10 protein-coding genes are annotated in these 10,705 nt (G+C 46.4%); 3 read left to right on the top strand and 7 right to left on the bottom strand.

The annotated features are described in order from the left end of the window. Positions 1-20: 20 nt before the first annotated feature. From QUA77_RS27585 to QUA77_RS27555, 7 genes are all read right to left on the bottom strand, one after another. Positions 21-1,574 carry a DEAD/DEAH box helicase gene (locus tag QUA77_RS27585; RefSeq protein WP_333453768.1) on the bottom strand — a complete coding sequence of 518 codons (1,554 nt, stop codon included), beginning with the start codon at positions 1,572-1,574 and terminating at the stop codon, positions 21-23. Between the two features lie 263 nt (positions 1,575-1,837). After that, the gene (locus QUA77_RS27580; protein WP_333042254.1) at positions 1,838-2,446 is read right to left on the bottom strand and encodes a 3'-5' exonuclease; all 609 of its coding nucleotides are present in this window, start codon (positions 2,444-2,446) and stop codon (positions 1,838-1,840) included. A gap of 515 nt (positions 2,447-2,961) precedes the next feature. Further along, positions 2,962-3,174, bottom strand: coding sequence for a hypothetical protein (locus QUA77_RS27575; protein WP_333453766.1), 213 nt, complete (start codon positions 3,172-3,174; stop codon positions 2,962-2,964). 34 nt (positions 3,175-3,208) lie between these two features. Next, on the bottom strand, positions 3,209-3,457 hold the full coding sequence (locus QUA77_RS27570; RefSeq protein ID WP_333042252.1) for a hypothetical protein: 249 nt from the start codon (positions 3,455-3,457) through the stop codon (positions 3,209-3,211). A gap of 111 nt (positions 3,458-3,568) precedes the next feature. After that, positions 3,569-3,904, bottom strand: coding sequence for a hypothetical protein (locus QUA77_RS27565; protein WP_333042251.1), 336 nt, complete (start codon positions 3,902-3,904; stop codon positions 3,569-3,571). Positions 3,905-4,070: 166 nt separating this feature from the next. Continuing rightward, complete coding sequence (locus tag QUA77_RS27560; protein WP_333042250.1) at positions 4,071-4,634, bottom strand: hypothetical protein; 564 nt, start codon at positions 4,632-4,634, stop codon at positions 4,071-4,073. 159 nt (positions 4,635-4,793) lie between these two features. Beyond that, positions 4,794-5,078, bottom strand: a complete 285-nt coding sequence (locus QUA77_RS27555; RefSeq protein WP_333042248.1) for a hypothetical protein — start codon at positions 5,076-5,078, stop codon at positions 4,794-4,796. Between the two features lie 377 nt (positions 5,079-5,455). Between QUA77_RS27555 and QUA77_RS27550 the strand changes: the two genes are divergently transcribed. The 3 genes from QUA77_RS27550 (at position 5,456) to QUA77_RS27540 (ending at position 10,366) form a co-directional block, all read left to right on the top strand. Further along, complete coding sequence (locus tag QUA77_RS27550) at positions 5,456-5,695, top strand: hypothetical protein (protein WP_333042246.1); 240 nt, start codon at positions 5,456-5,458, stop codon at positions 5,693-5,695. 143 nt (positions 5,696-5,838) lie between these two features. Continuing rightward, complete coding sequence (locus QUA77_RS27545; protein WP_333042244.1) at positions 5,839-5,961, top strand: hypothetical protein; 123 nt, start codon at positions 5,839-5,841, stop codon at positions 5,959-5,961. A gap of 994 nt (positions 5,962-6,955) precedes the next feature. Further along, positions 6,956-10,366, top strand: coding sequence for a plasmid replication protein, CyRepA1 family (locus QUA77_RS27540; RefSeq protein WP_333042242.1), 3,411 nt, complete (start codon positions 6,956-6,958; stop codon positions 10,364-10,366). Positions 10,367-10,705 lie beyond the last annotated feature (339 nt).

Genomic DNA, 10,705 nt, shown 5'->3' with positions numbered 1-10,705 from the left:
CTCAGATTTCACTCACTTTTTCACTTCTCTGTTTTATTGCGATCGTATCCCTCTTTAAAAACTGTCCGAAGTATTGTTACTTTAAGTTTTCCTCTTTGCAGTTGGTTGATAATGTTTTGGCGGCGCTCGCTTTTCAACGAGCCGTAAAAAGCCGTTACTTTTTGTGCTAAATAACTATTTCCGTGTCGCGTACTTTCTTTTTGAATTAAATCAACCAGCTTCTTAACGGCTCCTCTACTATTGCAAAACACAATTCCGCTTAAGTCTTGTTGCAGCCAAGATAATACAATCTTGCAAGCATCGGAATTCGCCGTGTCGCTAGGAGCCAAACACAAAACAGTCCTTCCAGCACTCCCCGCTCCGCTACCTTCAATTAAATGCAATTGGTCGGGTTGAGACATTCTACCGCTAAATCTCATTGCCATGTCTCGGGGGTTGCCAATTGTAGCCGAAGAACAAATAAATTGGAGCTGGCTGCTGTTGCCTCCCACACTGTCTACAGCCCTACGCAAACGGCGCATTAGGTTAGTAAAATGAGCACCAAAAACGCCTGTATACGAGTGGCTTTCATCAATAACCACCCAACGCAATCGTCGCAGAAATTCTCGCCAGGGTTCCCATTGTGAGACGCGCGGAATCTTGGATAATTGATAGTGCAGCAAATCGGGACTGACCGCTAAAATATTGGGGAGATGAGGCACAAAGAGTTTCAAACGTTCGGTGTAGGGAGTATCGCCTGTCATTTGTCCAACTTTTACCCGCTGTTCTTGAGGAAAGGTTTCGACAATGCGCTGGAGTTTGCGAAACTGATCGAAAGCTAGAGCTTTTAGCGGAAAAATATAGAGCGCAGAAGTTTGGGGATTCTTCAGACAATCTTCGAGAATTGCGAGGTTGTAACACAGGGTTTTCCCCGATGCTGTGGGAGTAACAATGCTCAAATCGCAGCCCTGACGCAGGCAATTTAAGGCTTCAATTTGATGCGAATAGAGTTGGTGAATTCCCAATTCCCGAAGAGCATTTTGTAAAGCCCAGGGCAAGTCTTTGGGAATGGCGTACAAGGAACCAGAGGCGGGAGGGGTAATGCGAACAGCGCTAAGATGTGAAGCTAACTCAAGCGCGACCGCTCTAAATTTGGGTTGAGGAATAGCGGCAATTTCTGCTGCACTTACCTTACAAAAGCTAGCAGATTCTACTTCACCTGCACCCTTTTCTTCAGCTTCGGATGAGGATTCTGGTGTTTTAGATGCCTCCCCAGGGGCGATTTCACCCCTTTCAACAGCTTGCTGCCAATTTTTGTATTGAACGGGAATCGAGTATCCGGGAAACTTGACTATAAGAGTGTTGCCCACCCAAGAAATAACCGTGCCTTGTCCGTACTTGGGAGAACAGAGCTGTTGTCCGGGGTCTAGCCACTCAGGATGCTTTCGTTCGCTGTTGGGAGTTACAGCGCGGATAAGAGCAGCATAGTCAGTGGGCTCGGGGTTTGTCATGGTTTTGGGGATAACTCCAATTGCCTCATCATAAGCTTCTTCTTCCAGACTGTTAGCATTCTCTCCCGAAGAACACGGCGTCATTGACTTTTGGATTTACGCTTACTCTCAGGAATCGGCACTGGACAATTGATTTGATCCGAATCCGCTGCTATGCGTTTAATTAGCTCGCATAGCAGCGATGCAATCTCCCAGCGCTCGGTGGTTTCCATCAGGCAAAGGAAAATATTTATAATCTTTATAATAATTGCTCCAATCTCCCCTCCACTGTGCTGCCCATTCCATAAGGCATTCGGAGCGTTCTTTTAAATTGAGAATTGGCAAACCGTGCAAATTGCAGCAGTAATTTAAAATTTTGATATCAAAGGCAGGATTATAGATAACACTCGCTTATCTTTCATAACTTCCACAACAGAAGGATAAATCTCTGGAAAGATGGGTGCATTCTTTACATCTTCATCCTTTATCTCGTGAATATCTGTTACTTCTGCGGGAATAGAAGTTGCAGGTCTGACAAGTGTATTGAGCAGCGCTTCTCCCAGCGAGTTAATAACTGCAATTCCCACAATCTCTGCATTATCGAAGCCAGTAGTTTCAGTATCCAAAATCAACCATTCATCAGGAGCAAGAAGCTGTTCTCTTGCCCACTTCACCGCTCTTACCCTATCTCTTTCGACAAAACTTACTTCTCGATACCACTCTTGATAATCCCGCTTAATTTGAGCTTTGAGGCGGTTGGCAGCTAGGTTTTCCAATTGCTTTTGGGTGGGTTTTCTTTTGGGACGGCAACATTCAGGATTGTTGATATCGTAGAGGAGCACGTCGTATTTTCGCGTTGAGATAACGCCTGAAGGTTTCAGAGGCGAGAGTCCCAATTCACCCAATTGCTTTTTAGTTTTCAGATGTTCTGGTGGCTCGTTGGATTCTCCCCACCAACTGTATTTGGTTAGTTCCATATTTGATAGCCAAATATCAAAACAATATATTCCAAATATAACTCGATTGGTAGCATTTAAAAACCCACAGAACAGCTCACAAAGCAAGTGAACTCAAAAGAAAAAAACCCCAGATTGGGGGAGGTGTCGCCCGCTGCAAAACTAAACGACAATCTAATCATTTTATCAAATAAGCGTCACGACCTGCGAATTGAAACAACTAATCCCGCTTCACCGTTACTCTTCGTTCGGCTGTATGTTTTTATAACTGCTTATAATACCATGGCATACAAAGGTTAGCCGTTCTTACCTGTTACCTTCAAAATCGCTCCTTTTTAGTTAACTTTTGAGATGCCCTATTTTGATTTTATTTCCAGAAATTAATAATAAGTTAAAAGTATTAACACACTGTAGGTTTTGGTTTAAAACTTTTGATTACTTTCAGGTTCGCGTCCTTAAAAAGATGAAGAGGCGTGTCTATTGACCGCCTCATAACATCTTTGAAGAATCACCTCGGCTTCAATCAGGGAAGTACATCAATCTAGGTGTTGGTCAATTAGGGCAATCAGTTGAGCGATGGTTTTCTGTTCTTCTAAGAGCAATTCCTTAAGCTGGCGCATCTGCTCTTGGTTTGGGGGACGGTGTACCAAATCATCAACGAAGTCAAGCAAAGGGGACTTTCTAAAAGGTCTGTCCAAGGCAGCTTCATCTCGCAAGCGCTGGGTTCGCTCCAGCTTGGAGCGCTGCAATCGGTTTTTAGCCTGACGGCGCGCGATAAGCCCGTCAAGTCTTTGACATACGTTCCCAGTCTTCTTCATCTCCATATATGTCTTTCACTTGTTGTTTCAACTCGGTTATCTGCTCGGTAAGACTTGCCACCCGATCTTCAATGGCATCTGTTTTATCTTCCTGGATTTCCAGAGAAATCTCCACAGATTCGACGTATTCCGTTAACTTTTGGATTGGATCTGGTTGGGGCGTATCACCGTTAGGCGTGTCACCGTTAGGCCCGTTGCCGTTGGTCATAGTCATGCCTCGCTGGTGTCTGATAGAAGAAACTGGCGAGCGCTTTTGATACAGATAAAACTGTCGCCAGCGTCGCCGAAGTAGTTGTTACTAAGTTGTTACCAAATTTGATGCCAATTAGTTAGTTGGATTCAATGGGATTCGCTTAGTAAGAATGCTCATAAATTCACCCTCACTTGGAGCTGGCATAAGCAAACTCCACTCGCTGATATGAGCGAACTGTAGCTTGTAAAGCCAGCGAATCGTGTATGTTACCCCGTAGCTCGATCCAAAAACCATTACCCTTACCCGTTCACAGCCATCAGATTGAGCTGGCAAACTGTTCAGACCAGGAATAATCGACGGTAAAGTATCGTCTGGACTAGGCACAAAATCCAGATTTTGCGAATAAACGAATTGTGGTCTGAAACTTGGTGTCGTTGGCAGCCCAATATCAAAGTTTGTTGTCATCATTTGAGCCTCCTACTCGTTCTAGGGGATTAGTCGCGTGGAAGATGTTCCAGATATTCTGCGTGGCGTGATTAGTTCTAGGTTGGACAAGTGGCGCATCAAAAAAAACTCAAGCCACTAACGTGACTAAAAAAGAATTTTTAGATGCCATCTTCTATCAACTCAAGAATTAATCGTTCCTCCCGTCGCCCGGTGTGGGTGCTGTCGGTGCGTTGGAGTCGCTCGCTATTCGCCAGCACAATGCGCTTGCTAGTTGGTTTTGTTCGGCACGATCAAGAACTCGCACTGTGGGAAACCAAAGCTGCAAGTGGGATAAGTCGCTGTTGACAGTGCCGGAGTACGCTTGAAACGGGTCGCTCTCCAAAGAAACCAAGGTTCGCAAAGCGTACAGTTCATCCAATTTGAGTCCATCCAATCGGTTGATTAAGGATTCGATTGAATATTTTCGGAGTGCTGTGTAGGTCGCCACGGCTTGTTCCTCCAGTTGCCACCAACTCATCATGTTGGCTCGTTCGGTGGCAGACAAAATCTCGTGTTTCCGAACGCAAATGTAAACTGGGTGTCCGTCTTCCTGTATCGGGTTGTCTTGGTCATCCAACAGGCGACCGGTGACGGTTTCAGGGCGAACGTCGGTCACTTCCATGCGTCCCAGTGTGGTGGTAACGCGGGGATTGGGTATTTCTACAAAGCTTGGTTGGGCGGGTTGCGATGGCTGCCCGTAATCTGCGAACATAAGGTTGCTCCTTGGTAGCTGGTGTTATCAGCGAATGGGAGAAGTCCTGGAAAAGTGTTTGCACCACTGCACCAGGGCGTCATTCCAACACTAAAACCTGCGTTACGGTCGGTCAAGGAGTTTACCTGATAGTGTCTGGTATTACTTTACGGTGAATTACTAATGGGATTGTTTGAGGCGCTCGGCAATGATGTTGGAGAGTTCGGGATTGCTGCCCGCTGCGTCAAGGATAGAACGAAGAGAATTGGCATAAGCGAGGGTTCGTTCGTACTGTTCGGGCATTTTCTCGAAATCAATGCCACTTCCCCATTTACTCGAAATAGTCTCTGTTTGCACGGCTAGGATACGACTCAACAAGCGAACACATTCCGCTCTATAGCCTCTGGTAGCTTCCATTTGGGCATCGGCATTGAACCACAGCCTACAAAACTCGCGTGCTTTCACAGGTTTTACAAATTTATCGATTGAACGTCGTTTTATTACAAACATAATTGTCCCTAGCTCACCTTACATCTTATGGTAAACTAGGGAGAAAGAATCGTTTGAATTTACATGATAATATCATGTAACAAATGGTTAAAACTCCCGAGCGGTTTGTGAACAAAGCTGAGGCTTAGCAAAACCACAGCGTTGGCATAACTCAGGAAGCCCGCGACAACAATCAGCAAGCGTTCGAGTAAAGGTCAAACACGAGAGATAAATATGATCGAATCAGTTAAAGCCGTTCGAGCTTCCGTGCAAATAGGTTCTCTCACAGTCGATGGGTTTATGCTGTCAGATGGCAGGCAGTTACCGAATGAGCCAGAGACAAGCGGCTGAATGTGTTGGAAAACCTGAGATTAACGCCCGACGGTTTTTGGATTCAAAAGCCATCAAATCTTTACGCTTGTCAAGGTTATGCGCCCGACAGCATCGAAATTGAACCAAACTCAGATCGACGGAGCTGTCAAAGTCGGTTCAATGCCCTTCCCCTAGAAGTTGTTACGGCTTACTGGCTTACTCAAGTCGGCGAAGGAAAAAAACAGGCATTGATCTTGCTTGGTGTGGGCGCTACTGACTGAAACCTCGGACCGGCGGTTTGATGAAGCTTTCGGCATTACTCGCACCGAGACTGGACGAAACAAGCTTCTGAGCCAACGAGTTCAAGAACTCGAACAGGATATTAGTGAAACGTTTTGGGTTGAGGATGAAGCCAGAGCTAAGCATGACTATTTTGAGCGCTTACGAACGGGAAAACGGCGCCGAGCGCTCCGACGACCAACAACCAACGGAAACCAAGCCCGCAGCAGTCGCTAAAGCAAAACGGGGCTTTGCCTATAAAAGGTGATTGGGTTTCCGTAGTTCGTGTCAACCAGTCATTTCGGCGATCTAAAGTGGGGGAAGCTTGTCACAAGACCTGCGACCCAGCAAGTGTTGGATTTGGGGCGATCTGAGCCTAATATTTTTTAGATCCTTCTCTCGCACAAGAAATAATTTTTTGCGCGAACGAGTAACGCCGAAAACTCGCTCGTCTACGATCTGGGGTGGGGGAAGCTTGTCACAAGACCTGCGACCCAGCAAGTGTTGGGTTTGGGGCGATCTGAGCCTAATATTTTATTTATGCCCTTCTCTCGCACAAGAAATAATTTTTTGCGCGAAGGAGTAACGCCGAAAACTCGCTCGTTTACCGTGTTTTTGTTGAGTTTTTTTATAAAGGGCAGTTGGCTTAGTGCTAATTTTATTATTTTACCTAAGAGGCTCTTATAATCTTAGGTGGATCTGAGGTGAATTTCAGGTACAACCCCAATTAATTTAAGCAACCCATTTCCTCTGTACTTGAGCGAATATGGCTTTCAGGGGTTAGGATCTGTTAGAATTTGTTCCATTGCCGCTCGGTTATGCGAGACAAATTGTATGCTCTATGCTTAAAATCAGGTACAAACCGGAGTTTGATTAGAACCAGAAATCCTGGGCAATTGCCATAAGTATGCCACATACTTCTCCCAATCTCGTTCTGGCTTTATTAATGAAGCCTTGAAACTCTAAATCAAGCACGTATAAAAACATTGTGAGTTATTAGCAGGGAACAAAAAAAATGAATCTAATTTGCACGTACACAACGAATAAGCCCTGGCAGCATAAAGCTTCCAGGCATTATTTCCACTTGCTTTAAGCCAAAAAAATCGCTGCACCTGATGAGAGGCACAGCAAAGAATTTAAAAAATATAGTAGCTCAATCATAACACAAACTGTTGACAGTTAGAAATAAACTGCAAACAGCAAATAGCTAGCCTCTCTTCTATATCGGGTGTAGCGGGTCAACCTTCTAGGAATACCCCGCTATGTCTACCTTTTTACCAATTTCAGACAATTTTAGTCAAGAGTTAGCGATTTTAGATAATTTTAGCCAGGATTGGCTAGAAAAACTTTGCTACGACGATGTTGTGGTTCGATCGGGCGTTGCCCCCGATCTCTACCCGATAAACTTCACCCCGACGACGAGCGACGGCCTGGAAGCTTACGAATTGCTGTATCGCGATCAAGACAAGTCAACCAACAGCGATAGTAGCGGTGGCAGCAGCCTAGAAGCGGCTCGAAATCTTGCCCGGTGTATCGGCGACGCAGGATATTTTTACAAAAATAAATTCTGGCTCCTTTCCGATCTTTGTGGAGCATCGGAGGATGCCAGAAACGGAAACATCAAGGCAAAAGGAATTTTTCGACCTGCGGGCCCTGCTGCTGCTGGCTGGATTGCTAACGGCCGCTTTCGACAACTAGCAGGTGCCCCGATCGCGCTAGATGAAAAAAACAAAGAGCGTCGCTATTTTCAGCCAACTGGAAAGTCCTTAGAGTTGTTCTTCCCCGCTGTTACGGTTCGAGTCTGGCAATTAGTAGCCGAAAAAGCTGGTTTACCCATGCCAGAATTCCCTGTGGTAGGAGTTGGCGGAAAAGCATTAGGTTTCTGGGAATGGGTCGAGAGTAGCGGTTGCCCGATCGTCATCACTGAAGGCGAGAAAAAAGCAGCTTCGTTGATTAGTCGCGGTTACGCGGCGATCGGCCTACCAGGAATCACAACCGGTTATCGAGTAACCGAGCGCGGCGAAACCATAACCAAAAAAGACGGGACGCAATACCAAAAAGCAATTGCCCACGAACTGCACGAAGCGCTCAAACCTTTTGATACGAAAGGACGTATCGTATTTTTTACCTTCGACTACCGCGAGGGGAATTGTTTTGAGACCCCAGAATTCAAAGCCGCCAGCACCACATCTCGACTTTTTGCTAACGTTACCTGCAAAATTGCCCTTCTACCCGGCCCTCACAAAGCGATCGATGATTTTGCTGTGGCAGGCGGTGATGTAGATGCACTTCTATCGGGAGCTAAAGACTACCAGAAGCTAAGGATAGAGGCCCAATGGCGACGCAATCGGCAATATACTCCCGATCACGCCATTAACTCGCGCTATTTTCACGCCTCCGCACCAGCATCCGGCACAATTACCGGCATTTTAAGTGGTTTAGCGACGGGCAAGACTCAATGGCTCAAAGATATCATTGCCAGCAATCCAGAAGGCAGAATCATCGTTTTAGGGAGTCGAAACGGTCTGCTGCTACAGACAGCCGAGAAATGTGGGTTTTACCATCTCAACGCCCACAACGGTTATCAGATGTTCAAAGACCCCAACGCCAGACTCTGCCTGTGCTTTGATTCTTTGCTCAAGCTTCCTCCTGAGATTTTTGAGGGGGCAACAATAATTCTTGACGAGGCAGAAAGCGTTCTCAGGCATTTATTGATGAGTTCCACCTTGAGGCGTGATCGGGAAGCTATCAAAGAGCGATTTAGTCAGGGGTGTCAGGATGCCGATCGAATTATCTTACTAGACGGGCATCTCACCGACTATACAGTCTCAATGGTCGCGAAAATTGCCGGGAACAAGCGGGTAATCAAGCATTTGAACGAATACAAGGAAAATTGCCCGAAAACCCGCGTTTTCGAGACTGAGAGCGGGAAACCAACAGCCGCCGAAAAACAGGCTTTTATCAACCTCATAGAAAACTCCGGTTGCCCCGCAATAGCAACTGATTTTTCTGTGCCGGAAGCTGAAGCCCTTGCCATTACTCTCACAGAGAGATTCGGAAAGGGCTTGCTTATTTGTTCAAAAAATTCGACAGACCCCGATCTGGTTGAATTCCAAACTGACCCAGATGCTTGGATTGAGAAAAATAATCCGGCCTGGATTATCTATACCCCAACTCTTGAAAACGGCATTGACATCAGCATTCTCGAATGGTGTACCGACGTGTTCGGTTTGTTCTGCGGGGTTTTGGGTGTAAATTCCTTGATTCAGATGCTGCGACGCGTAAGGCATCCGCTTAATCAAATTTCCATTCTCTGCCCTGGTTTTGGGCTTCAAAACTCCGATCGCGCTTCTTACTATGCCAATCAAATCAACCTTCAAATTCAATTAAATATTGACATTGAGAAGGGATTATTAGGTGCCGAAGAATATATGGAGGAGATCAAGGCCCAACTTGAGCACCAATACTCAGACCCACTTTTTAAAGCTTATTGCCACTTTGAAGCACAGGAGAATCTAGAGAAATCTGAGCTAAGAGAATTTCTCGTGCAAGCTTTAATGGCGGATGGGTACGAAGTCGCTCGCCCATCGATCGGGATTGACGAATCAGGGAGGCACATAGAAAACAAGATTCTCTGTAAGGAAAAAGAGGCACAGGAAATTTTCGAGGCTCCTGACATATCCCTAGAGGAAGCACAGGAAATATCCCGCAGCAACAAAGCAAGCTGGCCCGAAAGATGCCAAGCGGAAAAATGCCGACTTAAGACCCAATTACCGGGGGTTGAGGATACCGAACTTTGGAATTGGCAATTTGTACACCGGGTCAGGTTTGATGACCGATCGCTCCTAACGCAACTAGAGACAGCGTGGCTCTTCAATAATCCAGAAGAAGCCGAACTGTTGCAGCGAAGCAAATGGGAGACGGGAAAGCTGGAAAGTTCGCTGTCAGACCATAGCTCCCGCTGGCTCAAGCTTAAAACTCTTAGCAAGCTTAAGCTTAGGCAATTTTTAGACCCAGATCGCACTTGGTCTGAGGAATCTCCCGAAATCCAGGAGTTTTTGAGATGGGGAAAAAATAAGGATGTCTCAAAAATATTAGGGAATCCCGGGAAGAGCGGCATCAAATACGTTAACCGACTTTTGAGACTTATCGGCGTGTCGCTAATCAGTCGGCAAACCAGGGGGGAAGATAAACAACGACTTTACACTTACCATTACCAGCCTGAAGCCACAACAAAGCTAACGAAAAAGGGCCCCATCCGAATATGCTCCTTACCCGAAAATTGGCACGAACTTTATGTTCTGACAGCGGTCAGGATGAGCCAGAAAGTCGAAGCTAAAAAGGCTGCTGCAAAAACGACTGAAACTCCCGCCCCATATGCTTTAGATGCTGTCATAGATGGTTCTGATTTTATTAATACTCAAATAGAACCATCTATGACAAAAATCACCCCAGAAAATACGACGGCGGGCGAGGTGTCGGCAGAGACGGGGCCACCGACAAGTAAAGGTAGGCTGGGATGGGTTTTGCGTTGGGGGCGGGAATGGGTGCGGGCAAGATTCCTTGCCACCACAGACGGCGCTCAGTTGCGAATGCTGATAGAGCAAGTTGGCGGCTGGACTGAAACGCTGGCATGGCCGCATCAAATCCGCTGGGAGGACGCATCATGCTAGAACCTACCCAACAGTCCCGATCGCCCGCACAGCAAGATCCCGCCACCCACGCCGAGTGCTTTAGGCTTTATCCGCGCCGCCATTACCAGCAACGATCACACAACAGCCCACCAAATCGCAGGAGTAGTCAAGAAAGTCTGCGAATCGGGCCACGCCGATCACGCAAAAATCTGGGCCGCACTTACCGAATCAGAGTAAACCCAATACCGCGAGTTACTTGCCCCGCCGCCCATCCTCCAAGATTTTGCACGGATTCTAGAGGCTAGGGCGTCGGTTCAGTATTAGGAGTTGACAAAAAAAGGAATTTATGAAATTAGCCAGTGCATGAGTTCGACTCTA

It is taken from the genome of Microcoleus sp. K5-D4 (assembly GCF_036704575.1).
Classification (GTDB): domain Bacteria; phylum Cyanobacteriota; class Cyanobacteriia; order Cyanobacteriales; family Microcoleaceae; genus Microcoleus.
This window is presented reverse-complemented; position numbering and strand designations above follow the sequence as displayed.